20 protein-coding genes are annotated in these 18,415 nt (G+C 36.5%); 15 read left to right on the forward strand and 5 right to left on the reverse strand.

Annotated features, from left to right (window positions below):
• Window positions 1-4: 4 nt before the first annotated feature.
• The 5 genes from FO442_RS15320 to FO442_RS15340 are packed head-to-tail and all read left to right on the forward strand — an operon-like array spanning window position 5 to window position 3,709.
• Window positions 5-334, forward strand: a complete 330-nt coding sequence (locus FO442_RS15320) for a hypothetical protein (protein WP_144334089.1) — start codon at window positions 5-7, stop codon at window positions 332-334.
• On the forward strand, window positions 331-816 hold the full coding sequence (locus FO442_RS15325) for a hypothetical protein (RefSeq protein ID WP_144334090.1): 486 nt from the start codon (window positions 331-333) through the stop codon (window positions 814-816). Before FO442_RS15320 ends, FO442_RS15325 begins: the two co-directional genes overlap by 4 nt.
• A 2-nt stretch (window positions 817-818) precedes the next feature.
• Complete coding sequence (locus FO442_RS15330; RefSeq protein ID WP_144334091.1) at window positions 819-1,742, forward strand: hypothetical protein; 924 nt, start codon at window positions 819-821, stop codon at window positions 1,740-1,742.
• A gap of 35 nt (window positions 1,743-1,777) precedes the next feature.
• Complete coding sequence (locus tag FO442_RS15335; RefSeq protein WP_144334092.1) at window positions 1,778-2,638, forward strand: hypothetical protein; 861 nt, start codon at window positions 1,778-1,780, stop codon at window positions 2,636-2,638.
• A gap of 48 nt (window positions 2,639-2,686) precedes the next feature.
• The gene (locus tag FO442_RS15340; RefSeq protein WP_144334093.1) at window positions 2,687-3,709 is read left to right on the forward strand and encodes a hypothetical protein; all 1,023 of its coding nucleotides are present in this window, start codon (window positions 2,687-2,689) and stop codon (window positions 3,707-3,709) included.
• 20 nt (window positions 3,710-3,729) lie between these two features.
• Here the strand turns inward: FO442_RS15340 and FO442_RS15345 are convergent, their stop codons facing one another.
• The 3 genes from FO442_RS15345 to FO442_RS15355 form a co-directional block, all read right to left on the reverse strand.
• Complete coding sequence (locus tag FO442_RS15345) at window positions 3,730-4,263, reverse strand: hypothetical protein (RefSeq protein ID WP_144334094.1); 534 nt, start codon at window positions 4,261-4,263, stop codon at window positions 3,730-3,732.
• A gap of 242 nt (window positions 4,264-4,505) precedes the next feature.
• Window positions 4,506-4,721, reverse strand: coding sequence for a hypothetical protein (locus tag FO442_RS15350; RefSeq protein ID WP_144334095.1), 216 nt, complete (start codon window positions 4,719-4,721; stop codon window positions 4,506-4,508).
• Window positions 4,722-5,131: 410 nt separating this feature from the next.
• Window positions 5,132-5,524, reverse strand: a complete 393-nt coding sequence (locus FO442_RS15355; RefSeq protein WP_144334096.1) for a helix-turn-helix domain-containing protein — start codon at window positions 5,522-5,524, stop codon at window positions 5,132-5,134.
• Between the two features lie 389 nt (window positions 5,525-5,913).
• On the opposite strand from FO442_RS15355, the gene FO442_RS15360 reads away from it, so the two are divergent.
• The 8 genes from FO442_RS15360 (at window position 5,914) to FO442_RS15400 (ending at window position 14,312) form a co-directional block, all read left to right on the forward strand.
• Window positions 5,914-6,678 (forward strand): alpha/beta hydrolase, encoded by a 765-nt coding sequence (locus FO442_RS15360; protein ID WP_246073868.1) that lies wholly within the window; start codon window positions 5,914-5,916, stop codon window positions 6,676-6,678.
• 395 nt (window positions 6,679-7,073) lie between these two features.
• The gene (locus FO442_RS15370; RefSeq protein ID WP_144334099.1) at window positions 7,074-7,277 is read left to right on the forward strand and encodes a hypothetical protein; all 204 of its coding nucleotides are present in this window, start codon (window positions 7,074-7,076) and stop codon (window positions 7,275-7,277) included.
• 56 nt (window positions 7,278-7,333) lie between these two features.
• A complete protein-coding gene (gwsG, locus tag FO442_RS15375; protein ID WP_144334100.1) occupies window positions 7,334-8,305 on the forward strand; it encodes a grasp-with-spasm system ATP-grasp peptide maturase in 972 nt (323 codons plus the stop codon).
• Window positions 8,306-8,309: 4 nt separating this feature from the next.
• Window positions 8,310-8,501, forward strand: coding sequence for a hypothetical protein (locus tag FO442_RS15380; protein WP_144334101.1), 192 nt, complete (start codon window positions 8,310-8,312; stop codon window positions 8,499-8,501).
• Complete coding sequence (locus FO442_RS15385; protein ID WP_144334102.1) at window positions 8,498-9,529, forward strand: hypothetical protein; 1,032 nt, start codon at window positions 8,498-8,500, stop codon at window positions 9,527-9,529. Before FO442_RS15380 ends, FO442_RS15385 begins: the two co-directional genes overlap by 4 nt.
• A gap of 10 nt (window positions 9,530-9,539) precedes the next feature.
• Window positions 9,540-11,756, forward strand: a complete 2,217-nt coding sequence (locus tag FO442_RS15390; RefSeq protein ID WP_144334103.1) for a peptidase domain-containing ABC transporter — start codon at window positions 9,540-9,542, stop codon at window positions 11,754-11,756.
• A 1-nt stretch (window position 11,757) separates the two neighbouring features.
• Entirely contained in the window at window positions 11,758-13,044 is a 1,287-nt protein-coding gene (locus FO442_RS15395) for an HlyD family secretion protein (RefSeq protein WP_144334104.1), read from the forward strand.
• Window positions 13,041-14,312 (forward strand): TolC family protein, encoded by a 1,272-nt coding sequence (locus FO442_RS15400; protein ID WP_144334105.1) that lies wholly within the window; start codon window positions 13,041-13,043, stop codon window positions 14,310-14,312. The genes FO442_RS15395 and FO442_RS15400 overlap by 4 nt, the downstream gene beginning before the upstream one ends.
• A 7-nt stretch (window positions 14,313-14,319) precedes the next feature.
• Here FO442_RS15400 and FO442_RS15405 read toward each other — a convergent pair whose 3' ends face one another.
• A complete protein-coding gene (locus FO442_RS15405; RefSeq protein ID WP_144334106.1) occupies window positions 14,320-14,631 on the reverse strand; it encodes a hypothetical protein in 312 nt (103 codons plus the stop codon).
• A gap of 405 nt (window positions 14,632-15,036) precedes the next feature.
• Between FO442_RS15405 and FO442_RS15410 the strand changes: the two genes are divergently transcribed.
• Window positions 15,037-15,540, forward strand: coding sequence for a hypothetical protein (locus tag FO442_RS15410; protein WP_186280171.1), 504 nt, complete (start codon window positions 15,037-15,039; stop codon window positions 15,538-15,540).
• Here FO442_RS15410 and FO442_RS18750 read toward each other — a convergent pair.
• Window positions 15,523-15,846: a hypothetical protein gene (locus FO442_RS18750; RefSeq protein WP_186280173.1), complete on the reverse strand. Its 324-nt coding sequence runs from the start codon at window positions 15,844-15,846 to the stop codon at window positions 15,523-15,525. The genes FO442_RS15410 and FO442_RS18750 overlap by 18 nt on opposite strands.
• A 43-nt stretch (window positions 15,847-15,889) precedes the next feature.
• On the opposite strand from FO442_RS18750, the gene FO442_RS15415 reads away from it, so the two are divergent.
• Entirely contained in the window at window positions 15,890-18,412 is a 2,523-nt protein-coding gene (locus FO442_RS15415; RefSeq protein WP_186280175.1) for an SBBP repeat-containing protein, read from the forward strand.
• Window positions 18,413-18,415 lie beyond the last annotated feature (3 nt).

Genomic DNA, 18,415 nt, shown 5'->3' on the forward strand with positions numbered 1-18,415 from the left:
CAAAATGGAATCCGAAAAATCGTCACAATGGTATATCGCGGACGATATGCCACATAAAGAATTCATGGAGGAAAACGGGCTTGATCCGAAAGACTTTAGCGATTCATTACGTGAAAAACTGTCCTTGTTCGATGTCGAGTTTGCAACGGCATTGAACGACGGAATTGTTACAGAGGAAGAATATACTTCATTGCATTCCTTTTCATCTGAATTAGAAAGGCTCATTCGTAAAGAGTGGGAAGCAAAAAAGGAGAGTTCTCAAACGGGTGCGGTGGTTGCCGTACTGATAGGATTAGGCGCAATTATAGGACTTGGAAAAATTTTTAAATCATGAATATTCCTCAAAATTTCAACGCGCAAACCAAAGAGTTTGCACAGGTATTCACAAAGTTCTGTTTGCTGTTTGCCAAATTCGGTGCGAAGAACATGAACGATTATTTAGACAGTATTCCGGTACGGATGGGTAAAACGAACGGCAGACATACGGGAGCGTATATAGTTAATAAGGTTTTGGAAGAATTTAAAGACCCCGAAAACGGGGTCTCTAAATACGATCTGTACACCTCAAAAGAAAGACGGCAGGAACTGTCCGAAGCACGAATGCTTGTCTGCGTATTCGCTCACAAGTATTTGGAAATAGACAACGGAGAAATTTCAGCGATGTTTTCTAAAAAACGTGATTTTGCCAAACGTGCAATTTCTGATTTTGGAAAACTCAATGAATCCATTCCTGCGCACCGCAAATTATTAACTAAGTACAAGAAAATTGACACGCTCGTGAACGCTTATGTCAATTTCACTCCTAAATCAAAATAGTCATGGACTTTTATAAACGCGCAAGTGTCGGAAGACCTAGCGCAGACGAACAAATGATGATCGACGCTATAAAAAGCCTGATCGAGCAAAAACAAATACCTCCTGAACGCATTCCAGATTGTCATTCACTTGATGAATTGGTTGAGTTAAAACAGTTCCTGGAATCTTACGAACCCGAAACGGATTTTTCCGAAGAATTCGAGGACGAACCTTCTTTTGAAGAGCAAGGCACAGACGAAGAATTGGAACCGAGTTTTGAAACTGGACCGACTGCCATTGATGAACCCGATTCGGATATTCCTGCTGAACGGTTTGAAGACAATCCTGATATGTTCATTTCGGACAATTACAGCCCTTTCGCTGAACCGATCATCGAACGTTCCTATAATCAGGCTGGGGGAGGTTCAACCGCTCCGATAATGGAGGATGAAGAACCGTTGGACTTGGAAGTAGCTAAAGGCAACCCGCTTTCAGATCTTCCACCACATACTAAACGGAGAGCTGCCGAACAAACAGCCGACACACTTTTGAAAGGTTATGCGCAATTTGCCCCGATCCCGTTCAAATGGATGTCAAAATTCCCGGAAAGCAAAATTGAAAAGATGGCTTTCAATGGTGAAATTGATTTGTCTATTGAAGTTTCGGAAGGGGTCACGTTTGACGACTACATGAAGCAGACAAATGAGCAGTTGGATGAAATTTTTGAAGTTGACACCGATACGTTGAGCGACATTCGCGAACCGCTCATTGAAGTGTTAATGGAACAGAATATGGAGCTAACTCCCACACAGCGTTTGATCGCAGCAGTTCTAAGCCATCTAATGCAAATGTTCACCGTAGCGTTCAAACTTCGTCAGCAGAATAACCGCATATTGGCGTATCAAAAACACCTCACTTATTTGTCACAAGGCGCAAAGGTCGCGTAAACAAGCGACCGTGAATTTTCCTAAATCAATCTCCAATGTCACACAAATGGAGAGAAGCAAAATTAATCATGGTGGCAGGGCGAAAGGGTGTCGGAAAAACGTTTCAAACACTTTGCCAAATCGCAGATTATTTAAGAAGCACAGCCACCAAGCAAGGGCGAAAAGTCTTGATTTTTGACGTAAACAATGAATTCGGAAATGTTCGGGAAGATCACGGAAATGCGAAATTCCCGAACATTGGATTGATCAAACTTTCGCAAGTTCCAGCATTCGCAAAAATTACCCGCCCCTTTGCAAAAAGGGTTTCTATTTTCAAAGATAATGGGGAACGAATGACGCTTTCTGAAATGGCACAAGCATTAGGCTACATTTTGGAACATTACCGGAATGGATTGTTACTAATAGAAGACATCAGTAAGTATATCACCGATTCGCTTCCTGGCGATTTAATCGGTGCAATATGTACCCAACGACATGTTTCCGTTGACGTAGTAATACACGTTCAGACAGTCGGAAAATTGTTTCATCCAAAACTTTGGGGGAACTGCAACGAAATCCGGTTGCACAGAACCGACGATACCGTTGAAAGACATAAGAATAAGATTAGTGGGAACTTGGAACACTTGCTAATTATGGAAAGTCTAATTGAACTCAAATTTAAAGCGGGAGATCAACGTTTCTGCTGTTACCTGAACAAAGACACGGGGAAGATCCGGGGCAGGTTCACAATGAACGATTTCAAACAAGCTGTTGAATCTTACCTTTCATCTAATTATCAACGTATTTTAAAACCCCTGTTAGATAAACGGCATATTTACACGGGTGAACGTATGTACAAGAATCAAAAGGAAGCCGTAGACGAGTATTTAAGGTATATGATAAGTGAGTATTTATAAGGGGCTTTAAGCCCCTTTTTTAATTATATTAGACATTAATTTTTTGAAATGGCAGACGCTGAAGATAGATACACCGTTCAAGACATGATTCGAATAATGGACGAAGTAAAAAAGAATCCTGAGGGTCATAAATACCCTTCGGAATTAATTGAACGTTTTAGAAAGTATGAAGAGAAATTGAATGCGATTCCAATTTCTCCTGCGTTTGCAATGGCAGGGGGAATTAATCGTGCTATTGAGCAAATGTACCGAAGAAATCCATTTGTGGAAATTTCCCAAAATTCTCCCCATGCAAAATGGGCAAGACAGATTGATTATATTGATTCAATGTTTCGAACCAACTCTATTTTTGAAAAGGTCTTTGCAGAATCAGCATGGGCTAAACACGCAAGACAAATAGATGAGATCGCAAAGAATATTCCTATTGCGATGGGGGCTTTTTACGAGAGTTTAAGCCTATTATCTGAACAAGGTTGGTATGTAAGTCCAAGACCATTTGACGATATTTCGATCAACAAGATACCTTACTATTTGAAGGCTGAAAACGCAATTGAATTTGAAGAAATGATCGTTGACGAAATAGAAAAGGCGCTACCTGAGTTGATCAGTGATTGCCAAGAAAGTTTTCCGAATCGCGCCGATATTTTTGATGAAATTCACAGATTGTATAAGAATAGTTTTTTCCGATCTGTCGTTACTATGTGTTATACACAAGCCGATGGCATCTCAAACGACATTTTCCAAGTTGGTTTTTTCGATAAGGACAGGAATGAAGAGTATAAGTTAAAAAGTTATCTCAGACTACGACAATTGAATTTTAACTACTCACCGGGTATTATAAAGCAGTTGGATATTCCCACTAACGAGATTACAGCTAACTCGCAAAGTGGACACCTACAAGAGACAGAAAAAAAAGCTAGATCTTTCAATAGGCATTTGGTCCTGCATGGTCATTCACTGGAGTATGGAACCAAGTTGAACGCTATACGTGCAATTTGTGTACTGGATTTTCTGCAATATCTCACAAAAGCTGTTGATATAACAGAAATTTCGCCTAATATCACTTCGTAAAGAATTAGGCGAAATTTAAACTACTTTTTTGTAAAGTACTTGTCCATAAAGTTCACAGGAACAAGAAACATTCCATCGTACCCCGTTGGAAACAACTTTTGCATATTCTCGTTTTGTACCCAATTAGAAAACTTACAGGCAAACATACTGTTAACGCCAGCACTAGTAAAATCTAAAATTCTGATTTCAGATTGTGCGTCAATTTCCAGCATATCGAAAAGATTAAAAGAGACTGTGCAAACGAAAGTGTCGCCTTTGTGAATACCAAGTTCCTCCAAGGTCATTTGCATATCGTCAAAATCGCCGATTAAATCCAACTCCATTTCATCAATCAACTCACTACATTTTTCAGAATACATTTTAAGTTGCGTAACACTAAACCTTATCTTATCTAACTCAGTAATATCTGTGACGGAGGCAATATCTTTAAAACCAGATAGGTACTCAGCAAGATCAGCAATTTCTTTACTTGTCTGAAATGAACGAATGCTGTTTGACAGCCATGCTCTTTGCGGAAATATTTTAAAGCGTTCTTTGAATTCGGTTGTTTTCATTGTGACGTGGTATTATTGTCTGCCAAATATAACTAACCTGGTTCGTTCACAAGCTAATTCGTGACGAATAAAAAAATAACTGCCCACCTAGAGGTGGGCAGTTATTTTTTTATTCGGTCCAAATCAGTAAAAAAGCGTAATAAAAATTTATCTGCCCACTAGTTGGTGGGCAGTTATCATTTTATTGCTGAAAACCGGGTAAAAAAAAATAACTGCCCACCAACTAGTGGGCAGTTATTTTTTTATTCAATTCCTGCGATCATTTCTCTAATAAAGTCAATAGGTGGGTTTGGAAGCCCTAGTAGAAAATCTTTCAATTCTTCTTTGGTTTTGAATTGGCGGGTAACACCCATGACTTTTTTACCCCCGACATACTTCGAACAAAAGAAACCGTTATCCGTAGTTCTGTGAATACAGACGTGCATTTGAGGATATTCGACCCAACGAAAAAAGATCATTTGAAGATATTACAGAAACCACAAATCTAATCATAAAAAAGGCTGTAATATGACGAAATCACGTTACTGTCTACTACCAATATTCACTTATTTTCAAGATGTCAAAGAGGGTTAAGAAAGACAGTAGGTTATCAATCCCCTACTGCCTTTACCACCTAACCACCTAAATCAAAATTTTTAAGGATATTTTAGGACTCTACGCAACCAAGTTTAATCGGAATTTGTATTTCATTTTAAAGTTTAAAAGAGGCAGCAACGCGATTTTTTCACGTCACTGCCAATTAACCACTATTCACTGAATCACCTAATTAAGATCAATTAGGTTTCAATGCAAATATAGTTTTAGAATTAATTAAAATTCAATGTCCTAAAACCGTTAAAATGTTGCTTAGTTAAATATTAAATAATTTTCAATCTCTTGAACTTAGCTTTTCCTTTAACACCCCCCTTAAAAAATCGATCTCATTTTTAAGGGTTGTGATGTGGTCTTTATCGGCATTAATTATTGTTTCAACGTTATAAGCGTTTGCCGTTTCATTATTGGATTGATTGATAATTTTAGATGCGCTTTCACCAAATAAATAACTAACGGACACTTTTAAAACCTTCGCGATTATCATTAATCTTGGTGCGCTTAATCGTGAGTCGTCTTTTTCCAAACGACCGTAGTTACTTTGAGTAATATTTAGGCAACTTGCTAAAAATTCCTGTGAAATTCCTTTCTCCTCACGTATCTTCTTGATCCTGATTCCAACTTCATTTACTCCCGTTTCAGCTTCGTTAACTTCACTTATTTCGTTCATGTATTCGATTTTTGACTAAGATAGTCAATATAGTACTTATTTTATTTAAAATTTGAATGAATTTCAAATTACCGTTTTTCAAAAAAGATAATTTTGTAACATTGTCAGAATTAATACTTTTTTAATCTCAAAGTATTGACCGTTACACTCCACGGCGGTAAGTGTGGAGAACCTTAACACTATTTTGAAATGCCGTTATTCAAGTTGTCAAAATTCGTTCAGGCAATATTTACAAACTATTCATTCCAAAATTACGAGAATGTCGCTTTGCCTTAATGGTACAATTGAAGATAATCTCACTTTAATCCCCACTAAAACAAACCATGAAATTCGCTTTTATTTTAATCTCACTTTGGGTTACAACATCGACTTACTGCATTTCACCAATCATGCCTAATTATCAGAATTGCAAAAACAAAAAGGAAAAGAAATCTCAATTGTTCACTGATACTTTGTACAGTGAATCATTCGGAGAAAACAGATTGCTTACAATTTACCTTCCAAAAGGCTTCAAAAAAACTAAAACCTATCCGGTAATTTACATGGCAGACGGACAATTATTAATTCAGTCTTATGTCAAATCAATCGATTCCCTAATGGACAAAAAATTGATTCCTGAAATTGTAATTATCGGTGTAAATTCCAATGAAACCTTTATTCCAAGCATGGGGCTTGAGTATCGAAATTTTGAGTATCTCAAAAATCTGCATGGTGGGAAAGACACTTTAAATCTAAGATTTGACAAGCATTTTAAATTCTTTACCTCAGAAGTGATTCAGTACGCAGAAAAAAGCTATTCTGTTTCGAATAAGAAAGAAGATCGAACCTTTTACGGAATTTCAAATGGGGCAGATTTTGGTGTAACTGTCGCCCAGGATAAACCCGATTTAATCGGTCACTTTATTTTATGTTCAATTGTGCAAGGAAGTAAAGAACCGTTTGCGTGGACTAAAGCAAACTGCCCAAGTTTTTTCCTTGCTACCGGTGACCAAGAAGATGAAATGGTTCAGGATGAAGCGAAAAGGCTCGGAAAATACTTAACTCAAATTTCAATGCCTTACGAATTGGTTTTTTACCATGGTGGGCACGAACGAAAAAAATGGGAAGCGCAGTTTATCGCTTACCTACCAAAAGTTTACAGAAAAAAATCTTAATAGCATTGAAACCGGTGAGGCACACCGGATCAATACAAGTCGCATTTGTTTAGGATTGCCTAACTGAATGGGTGTGCAATTACGTGCGAAGCCGAAAACACGAACTAGAGTAGGCAAATTAATTTAATCATTATCAAAAATGAAAAATTCAAAATTAGACAAGTTCGCTACTTCTGCACTTGTTGAAAGCAATGGGTTGTATGGTGGTGAAAACAAATCTGATGTTACATACACAGATTCTTACAACACAAACACAGGTAGTTATGACCGTCAATGGGCTAGTCTTACAGATCAGAAAGACACAAGCACAGAAGACGATAAGCCTGTAAGATCGTAAGACTTGCTAGGCTTAATGTCTCAAGCACAAACCCAAATTATTAACATAAAACGATTTTATGAAATCTTCAAAATTCGGAAAATTCTCTACGGAGGCAATTGTAAACAGTGACGGATTGTTTGCAGGTGAAAACGGTTCAGACAAACCAAACGGTTACCCTGATACTAAAAACAACACAACAGGTAATTACGACATGATGGGTCCTTCTTTAGTAGATACTTACGATACTAAAGATTACGCGGACAAACCACAAGGTTCGTAACAAAGCAAAAAAGGTGGTTTGCGTTATGCAGGCCACCTTCCTAAAATTGATTCAACATGATACTAATTCTTACAGATAAAGAAGAACCGACGTCTGATTTGATTATTGGATGGCTACTAAGAATGCAAAAACCATTTTATAGGATTTCGGTTGCCGATGTATTGGAATTCAATAAAGTTTACATGAATCCCGAAACTAAGACAATTGAAATTATTTTTTCATTCGTTAGAAATGGTGAAACAATTACAATTGATACTAAAGACATTACTTCTTATTGGTATCGAAGATCGATTCTCAGTAAAAAATTTAAAGAAATAAATTACGGACCTTACCACGAAGAAGTTAGCGACATTCTAAACGGGTACAAAAAAGAAGAACATTTGGAGTTAATCAAATACCTGAACTATGTTTTAGACAAAAAGGCAAAGCTAAATTCAGATATAGATAACGAGGTTATCAAATTTCAATCCTTAGACCTAGCACTAAAGGTTGGGTTGGAAATTCCCTCAACTCTCGTAACTACGAAAAAAAGTGATTTACTGGAATTCGTAAAAGCCGGTAATGATAAGATAATAACTAAACCGATTGGAAACCCATTCAGCTTTGTAAACCATGGAATGTATCAATTTACGTCATTGGTGGAACTGGATCGAGTGCCTGAACAATTTGAATTATCACAGGTACAAAAAGCGATTGATAAAAAGTTCGAATTAAGAATTTTTTATTTCAACTTGAAGTTTTATTCATCTGCTGTAATGTCACAGGCAAACGAAAAAACTAAAATTGACGTGAAGAATTACGATGATAATAACCCCAATCGGATCGTGCCTTATTTGCTTCCTGCAGAAATCGAGAACAAACTTCGAAGGCTTATGAATTTACTTAATTTGAAATCAGGCAGTATTGACATGATTGTTGACAAAAATGACAAATTCATTTTCCTTGAAGTAAACCCGATTGGCCAGTTTGAACAGGTTGCAAATCCATGTAACTATGACCTTTATTACCTAATCGCGGATCATTTATAACGTCATGAAAAAGAATATTGATTTAATACACGAAGTTGTACATAAAATGCCCCAACTTGTTGCGTTGCCGGTTCATCACACCCAAGAAACCCAAAACGGTGAATTAGGCATTCGTGCACTCCCAAAATTGAAAGCGGATCTTTACCAAACCGACAAATTCCTATTTAGAAGACCAAACCATAAAAAAATAGTATGATTGCATTATATGAAGATGTCAGAATAGCAAAAGGCTATAATCGTAGCATTTTGCATGATTTATCAAAGGGCGGATTCGAGTTTTTGAGCAATGAAGCATTCGAGGTTCTTTCCAACCTTCATGAATACGATAATTTTAATTCATGCTTAGAACAGAACGCTGAAATTGCAGACGAACTGAAAAGTTTGGATGCGCTCAATATTATCAATCATTTCATTTCAGATATACATGTATTTCCAAAAATTGATAAGAGTAATTCAATGCCGAGTCACTTCCAGGCAATTACCTTTGTTGTGAATACAAGCAATATTAAGTACATACAAAGGAACATAGGCGTTCTATCTAGGTTAACTCAAAATCTATTTTTAATCTTTGATAAAAAGCACATTTTGTTTCTTGATTTTCTTATCGATTTCTTAAAAGACAACCAGCATCTTAGAATTATCTTCTGCGGTAAGCGTAGCCTATTGGATAAAATAGATTCAATTGTTTCAAAACACAAAGTATTCTGTGAATATGCCGAAATTGATCTGTCAGATAAGGCAAAATATATTGAAACTTTCCCATCACTTCACAATAACTATTTATTATTCAATGAAACACTAAATTTTAATAGTGGATTTTATGAGAAAATTCTAATTAATGCCGATGGTAGAATTGGTATCAATTTATTTGACGATTTCAATTTGGGTCACATTAGTAAAATTAAAACCATAGAAGATTTTGAAAGTCTTAAGATAAATGAAAGGTATCAGGAAGTAATAAATATAAAAGTTGATCAAATCGCTGTTTGCCAACAATGCGAGTTCCGTTATATGTGTACTGATATTAAGATCCCGCGACAATCCAATTTTTCAAGGGAGATATTCGTAAAAGACGAGTGCCGATACAATCCATTTATTTCAAAATGGAAACATGAGGAAGGTTTTTCAAGACTTGCCGAATGCGGTGTAATTGTCAACGAAAATGAGTTCGTAATAAACGACACCCAAATTGCCGAAATGAATTTAGAATTATGGGAAGACTAAAAGTATAAAAATGAAAAGATTCCCATTCTATAAACAGCCGGACACAATGGATTGCGGTGCAACCTGTTTGAAAATGATTGCAAAATTTCATGGAAAAACAGTTTCATTGGAAAGGCTTAGAACTTTGAGCCAAACAACAAGAAGCGGTGCATCATTTAAAAAAGTTGCTGAAGCTGCCGAAACAATTGGATTTAGAACTTTATTAGTAAAGACAAGTTTAGAAAGTCTTATTGAGGACGCACCATTGCCATGTATTGTATATTGGAACGCGAAACATTTTACAGTAGTGCATAAATTCAGTAAAAGAAATGTTTATGTGGCTGATCCGGCATTCGGTTTAATAAAATATACTTATCGTGAATTCTTAAATAATTGGATTTCGTCGAATGCAGAATTGAATACAAAAGAAGGTATTTGTTTATTACTGGAACCGACACCAAGCCTTTTGGATTCACCGGACGAAGACCCCGAAGAAAAAATGGGATTCAACTTTTTGATTAAGTATGTAAAGCTTTTCAAAAAGTACTTTTTACAACTCGGGATCGGAGTTTTTTTAATTAGTGTTTTACAATTTATTTTCCCTTTTCTTACGCAAAGTGTTGTAGATATAGGGATTCAAAATAAAGACATTCATTTTTTATACTTGGTATTACTCGGACAATTGTTTTTGTTCCTAGGTAGAACCATGATTGAAATTACACGCGGATGGATTCTACTTCATGTGTCTACCCGAATTAATATTTCGTTGATTTCTGATTTCCTCATTAAACTTATGCGTTTGCCAATCTCGTTTTTTGACTCAAAAATGACGGGTGACATCATGCAACGAATCGGGGATCATGCACGGATTGACGAATTATTAACGGTTCAATCGCTCAATTTCATTTTTTCGGCTTTCAATTTTATAGTGTTTGGGGTCATACTTGCAATGTATAGTTTACCTATTTTCTTGATTTTCATTACAGGCACAACGCTTTACTTTATTTGGGTCAGTTTCTTTATGAAAAAGAGAAGTATTCTCGATCACAAAAAGTTTGAGCAGTTGAGTAACGAACGATCAGTAGTCATGGAACTGATCCAAGGAATGCAGGAAATTAAACTGCACAACGCTGAACAACTAAAACGATGGAACTGGGAAAATCTGCAAATCAAATTGTTTAACCTTCGAATCAAAGGACTAAGGCTAGAGCAATGGCAGGGAAACGGATCAAACGTAATAAATGAATTGAAAAACATTATTATAAGTTTCTATTCAGCAAAACTTGTTGTAGACGGTTCTTTTACTTTGGGAATGATGCTTTCGGTAACCTACATAATAGGTCAATTAAATTCACCTGTATCTCTGTTTTTGTCATTTATTTATACGCTTCAAGATGCACGTTTGTCCTTAAACCGATTGGCGGAAATTCACAATAAAGAAGATGAAGAACCGAACATAGAAGCGAAGTTGAAATATTTACCACAGGACGTTACCGTTTCATTTAATAATGTTTCTTACTCCTATATGGGATCGGATAATTTGGTATTGAAGGACATTAATTTTGAAATCGCACAAAGTAAAATAACGGCAATTGTTGGAGCAAGTGGAAGTGGTAAAACTACGCTAATGAAATTACTACTTCGTTTCTACGAACCTAATTCCGGAAAAATCACAGTTGGAAACACCGATTTAACAGCTTTTTCACAGCATCTTTGGAGGGAGAATTGCGGTTCTGTAATGCAAGAAGGATTCATTTTCAATGATTCAATTGCTAGAAATATTGCCGTTGGTGTAGAACAAATCGATACTTCGTTGCTTTTAAAGGCAGTTGAAGTCGCAAATATTAGAGAATTTATTGAGTCATTACCACTAAGCTACAATACTAAAATCGGCGCAGAGGGTATGGGGCTAAGTGGTGGGCAGAAACAAAGGATTCTTATAGCCCGTGCGGTTTATAAGAATCCTGAATTTCTGTTTTTCGATGAAGCAACAAGCGCACTGGATGCCAATAATGAAAAAGTCATAATGAAGAACTTAAATGACTTTTTCGAGGGAAGAACAGCCGTTGTAATTGCCCATCGACTAAGCACGGTAAAAAATGCTGATCAAATTATTGTTTTAGACAACGGACAAATCATCGAAAAAGGTACTCACAATGAATTGATCGAAAAGAATGGAGCATACTTCAACTTAGTGAAAAATCAATTGGAACTTGAAAAATTAGAAACTCAAAATCTTAGCGAATAAAATGGAAATTAAAAAAGGTCCGGAAATAGTCATTCGAAGTGAATCAATGGGAGAACTCCTAAGCAGTCCACCGTCTTGGATAGTTCGATCCGGGAATGGACTATTCTTCATTATCTTTCTAATTCTACTTAGTTTGGCTTGGTTTATTGAATATCCCGATGAGATAACAGGAGACGTAATTATTACAACGGAAAAAGCTCCTATTGAACTTTCAAATCAGGGTTATGTTCAGTTAAAATCATTGGACGTAAAAGAAAACCAAATTGTAAAAAAAGGTGATTTAATTGCTCAATTCGATATTCAGGCAAGTAGTGAAGATATAAAGGACGTAAGCAATTATTTGAACAAAATTAATTACTCACAGGGCGAATTTAAGACATTGCCAGTTTATAGTAAAAAAGTTCATTTAGGAACATTTCAAGAATCCTGGACCAAACTAGATGCTAAAATCATTGATTGGAATAATGAATTAAAATCCGATGCATCACAACAACAAATTGCATCCATTCAACGTGAAATAAACCTTCGAAATCAATTGCAATCCATTAATGAAAATCGGCTCAATATTTCTTCCGAAGAATTCGAAACGATTAGAAAAGAACTAGAAAGCAGTGAAAGACTCGCGGAGCAAAACGCAATTTCAAAACAGACATTAGCAACAGACAAACGAACGCACTCACAAGCCTTACAAACAATCCAAAGTCAAAAAGAGCAAAAAGTACAAAATTTGATAGCTTTGAATTCACTAAAAAATGATTTAACTAAGTTAAAAAATGATACTTGGTTAGCTAGACAACAAAAAATCACCGACATACTTGTTTCAATTACATCATTTCAAACGTCTTTGAGCAATTGGGAAAAAGGTTCAATTTGGTTAGCCCCATGTTCCGGAAAAATTGTTTTTAATAAATTATTACAACAGAATCGTTTTTATAAGGCGAACGAAGCTTCGATTGTAGTAGTACCGACCAGTAGTTTTTATAATGGGATTGCCACAATTAAAGTAAATGGAGCGGGAAAAATCAAAAAAGATCAAAAGGTATTTATTGAACTTACAGACTACCCAAAATCCGAATTTGGAACTTTGGAAGGTTCAGTCATTGCAAAAACTCAAATTGATAAAGGGGGAAAATATGAGGTAAAAATTTCATTGCCAAAACAATTGAAAACCACATATAACAAACAAATTCCTTTCAAAGCACAATTTAAGGGCAAAGTAAAAATAGTAACCAAAAACAAACGTGTTCTTTCAAGGATTTTTGAACAATTAATGAACCTAGTAAAATGAAAATTATTTTAACTCTAATCTCATTAATTGGGTTCGTAGTTTTCGGACAAGATTCATTAACACTTCAATCCTGTTTGAATAAAGCACAGGCAAATAAATTGCTTTATGCTAGCCAATCGAGTTTAGTTCGTTCGTCACAAGTTGAAAGGTATTTTCATACTTGGACTTTAATTCCAAATTTGGGGGCTTCAACTGGTTTCAATACCTCATTCGGTAGGCGACTGGACCCGTTTACCAATACTTTTGCCACCACTTCGGTTAATTCCCAATCTATAGGCTTAAATTCAAGCGTTCAGGTTTTCAATGGATTGAATTACATACATAAACGAAATATTTTAGATGCTACAATTTCGAAAAATGAATTAACCTTAGAAGCAAAGCAAAACGAAATAAAAATTCAAATCATTGAGTTGTATTTAGGTATTTGCAAGCTTTCTAAACAAATTGAATTCGCCCAAGTACGAATTGACAAATACAAGCACATTCAGAACATTCAACGTCTTTTGATTAATGAAGGAAAAATTAATGCCATTGATACATTGAAAAGCCACAATTCAATGATGAATGAAAGCAATTTATTGATCAATCTTCAAAGTGAAATAACGCTAAAAATAATTGATCTAAATTACTTAATTGGCGAACCTCTTTTGTCAAAACATTCGGTTGATTTGAATTCAGTAAATGGGATCGTCGATAAGCCGAAATTAAGCCAATATTTTGTGATTGCTCAATTAGAAATTGATCAGGAAATTGCGGACTATCAATTGAAAGTTGATCGATCAACGGCTTTGCCAAATTTAACCTTAAACGGTTTACTTGGAACTGGATTTTCTACAAATAATAAAGATTATACAATTGACGGAACTCCAACAAAACCTTATCGGGATCAGGTGAATCAAAATTTATACGAAGGGATCGGACTTTATTTAAGCATTCCAATTTTTAATCGAGGTGCATGGATTAAATCAAAACAGCTTTATGCTATTAAGAACATTGAGCGAGAAAGCACAAAAGAACAAACTGCTGTTTTATTGGAAAAACAAAAAGTTGAATTACAACAGAAAAAAAATAAAAGTATTGCGGAACAGGATCAAACATTGCAGATCGCAAATAACTTGAAAGCTATTTACGATAAAACTGTTTTACTTTATCAGGAAGGTAGAACCACATACACAGAATTAGAAACAACTTTTATGGAATGGCAAACCAAATTAGTAGCATTAGAAGCATTAAAATTGGACTATTTGCTATTAGTGCTTTACGAATAAATCCCGATTACAAACTCAAATTGTCTAGTTCTCTTTCAAATTCGTTAAACTTAGAAAGCACTAGTTCGTATAGTTCAAATTTGCTCCCCGTTTGCTTTATACAATATTCTATTAAAAAACTGTTGTTTGCTTTGATTAGAATTCGATCAGTTCCAATGATATTAAAGAACTTAAATTTGGTTTTCGTTGACATTAAATCACGAATGCAAATGATTTCAATACAAGTATCGATTTTTTCATAATCGCAAACTAATCTGTAATCAGAATCAATTAAGTTCTTTGCAAATTCAATTTTTTGAGCCTCTATTTTTTTCTTCATAGTGTATGGTTTTCCAGCGTTTCTAATTGTAGTACACGTTCTAAATCTTCAATCAAAAAGTTTGACGTTTCCCCGCTTGAGGTCACAAAAAAGAACGGGATTGTTACGGAAGTAATGATCCCGTTTCTTTTTTGCCCTCTTCTCTCACACTCAAACTCGCTCTATCCCGTTCTTTTCAGGGAAGAGTGTGAGTTCTGAGAGTGATTCGATGTGAAGTAAGCTTTCCAAATCCTCCGTCAAAAAGTTAGACGTTTTCCCGCTCTTTTCTTTTTGCCCTCTTCTCTCACACTCAAACTCGCTCTGAAAATTGTGAGTTTCGCTCTTTTCTTTCAGGGGAGAGTGTGAGAATTGAGAGTGGAAGGGAGAGACATGTTAAGTAGTAAATTACTACGACAAAAAAGATAAGTGCCGGCTTTAAGTGAGAATTTGTTGTTTTATTCAAAATCGAGCCTATTTTTACTTGAAATAAATTCAAAATCAAATTTGAAAAATCCAGATTCTATAAGAAATATTGTCATTAAAGCTATTGAACGATCAGCAATGGATAATGAAACGTGGAAGTATTCAAAAATAGTTCAAGAGCCATTTGATAAGTTAAAACACGAGTTTGAATTAGATGCTAGTGAATTGCCAATATTTGAAGTTCAAGGAGAATTAAAACACACTCTAATCACTACTCGTCGAATTATAGAGAAAACTTCAAGTGCAGTAATTAAAGTAGAGATCGAAAATATTGATGATGTAATGTATGGATTATTCAAAGGGCAAATAGAAAAGCCAGAATTATCGACATTTAGAATTATTGATTTATACGGAGATCAGATTGATTTCCAATTAGAAACTGGAAAGGCAGCTGTCGGTTTAATCAAAAGTGTGAATATGGTTCGTAAACTAGTTGCTGATCGGTAAATCCAAAATACTTTCAATAGATAATAAAGAATAGATATTTATTCCAATTGTGATTCTAAAGTTTCCAATTCCAACACCCGCTCCAAATCTTCCATCAAAAAGTTTGACGTTTCCCCGCTTGAGGTCACGAAAGGAACCCGGTTCATCAAATGAAAAACCCTGGCCGTCCACCTTGGCGGATGGCGGGTTCCATGCTCGGATTGAACAATACGAGAGGATCTGTAATCCTGACGAGGTCACGAAAGGAAAAAGCATCGCGAAAGTGATGCTTTTTTGTTTTCGTAACCCTTTAATTCCTTCATCCACAATTTTTTTAATTATTTTTACTTCACCGATAAATCAATCTAACATGTATCAATACTCTAAAAATATTCTACTCAGTTTAGCCTTTTTAGCTATTGCAAAGTTTAATAGTGCTCAAACCTTTGAATGGGTAAATACAGTTGGCGGTACAGATTATTATTCCGGAAAGTCAATTGACACGGATGCTTCAGGAAATGTATACGTTACCGGACAATTCGATGGAACAGCAGGAGTTCCGGGTGCAACTGTTCCCGTTCTGCCTTTGAGTGGCGAAAAAGATAGCTATGTTGCTAAATTGGATTCTTCCGGGAATTTTTTGTGGACAAGAGGGTTGGGGGGCTCAGAATATGTTCTCACCAATTCTATTGCCGTAGATGCATTAGGGAATTCATACATTGCGGGACATTTTACTGAAACTGCCGATTTTAACCCCGGCCCCGGGATCGCTATGCTTACCTCGGCAAGTGATCTCGATGGATTCATTGTCAAATTAGATGCCTCAGGGAATTTTGTCTGGGTAAAACAATTTGCAGGTACTGACAGAATTAATGTAAATGCCATTGTGCTGGATGCTTCCGGTAATATTTATACCACAGGAACTTTTAGAGCCACAGCAGACTTTGATCCGGGTACTGGAACCTCCATGCTCACTGCAGCAAGCATAGGAGAAGATATTTTTATCTCCAAATTGGATCCGGCAGGGAATTTTGTCTGGGTAAAACAGCAGGGAGGAACTGGTACCGATGTGAGTTATGCTATCGCTGTAGATGCCTCAGGAAATGTTCATACAACCGGTAGTTTTTATGGAACCGCAGATTTTGATCCGGGAACAGGAACGGCGGGACTTACGGTAGCAGGTTTCAGAGATGTTTTTGTTTCCAAATTAGATGCATCCGGAAATTTTGTATGGGCAAAACAATTGGGAGGAACAACTATGGAGGATGGTTACGGTATTGCGGTTGATGCCCAGGGAAATGTTTACACGACGGGTTCTTACTACGGATCGGGTGATTATGATCCGGGACCAGGAGTTTTTAACCTTGCCGTTTATGCCAATGATTATGATGTTTTCATTTCCAAATTAGATGCTTCGGGGAATTTTGTATGGGCTAAAAAATTTGGGAATAATAGTCTTAGCGATGATTTTGGTTATTCCATTGCCCTAGATGCATCTAATAACGTTTATGTTACAGGTGTTTTTGAGGGAACAACAGACTTTGATCCGGGACCAGGTATTTACACGCTTCCTCCGGGAGGAGCAGAAAATGTTTTTATAGCAAAACTGGATCATTCTGGGAACTTTGTTTGGGCTGGGAAAATGGGAGGTGCGCAGCTTGACGCGGGTTATTCCATTGCAATAGATCCCTTCTGGAATATTTATACAACCGGAATCTTTGATGCAACTGTTGATTTTGACCCCGGACCAGGTGTTCACAATATTACTTCGTTTGGCGGCTACCAGGCTTTTATTCATAAGATGTCACAATGTGATAATACGGGGACCGATGTTCAAAGCTCTTGTGATCCTTATACCTGGATAGACGGAAATACCTATGCCTCAAGTAATAATACTGCTACGTATATGTTGACAAACTCATCAGGATGTGACTCGCTGGTGACATTAAATTTGAGTATAAACACTTCTGCAGGGACGGATGTTCAAAGTGCGTGCAGTCCTTACACCTGGATAGATGGCAACACATATGTTGCAAGTAATGATACGGCTACTTATATTTTGACCAATGCTGCAGGATGTGACAGTGTGGTAACTCTTCATTTTACACTTAATAATCCAACAACCGGAACAGATGTTCAAACAGCCTGCGATTCCTATACCTGGATAGATGGCAATACTTACACCTTGGATAACAATACTGCTACTTATGTTTTGACCAATACTGCAGGATGTGATAGTGTGGTAACGCTCAACCTGACAATTTATAAATCATCTCCCGGAACAATAGACGTACAAACTGCCTGTGGCTCTTATACCTGGTTAGATGGAAACACATATACCGCTAGTAATAACACGGCTACATATACTTTGGCCAATGCTGCGGGCTGTGATAGTGTAGTAACACTGAATTTAACAATTACAAGCTTGCCGAATGTTGCCACTTCCACAACTGGAATTACGATTACTGCTAATAACAGCACAGCGTCTTATCAATGGTTGGATTGCAATACCAACACTCCGATTTTAGGTGCAGACAATCAATCATTTACTCCAACAGCCAATGGGAATTATGCTGTCGAATTAACTCAGAACGGATGTGTTGACACTTCGGCTTGCGTGAATATTACAACAGTGGGAATTATTGAAAATGATTTTGGAATCAAGTTGGAAGTTTATCCGAATCCCTCCGATGGAAGTTTCTCTGTTGATATGGGAGATAATTTCCACATGATATCTGTGGAAATTAGTGATTTAAACGGCAGAGTATTGCGGCGGGAGACGCTCAAAGAAACGGGATCTTTTAACTTGTCGCTGGAAGAATCATCCGGTGTATATTTACTAACCGTACAGTCTGAGGAAAGAAAGGCTGTCATTCGATTGATTAAGAAATAAACG

It is taken from the genome of Fluviicola chungangensis (genome assembly GCF_007558725.1).
Classification (GTDB): domain Bacteria; phylum Bacteroidota; class Bacteroidia; order Flavobacteriales_D; family Crocinitomicaceae; genus Fluviicola; species Fluviicola chungangensis.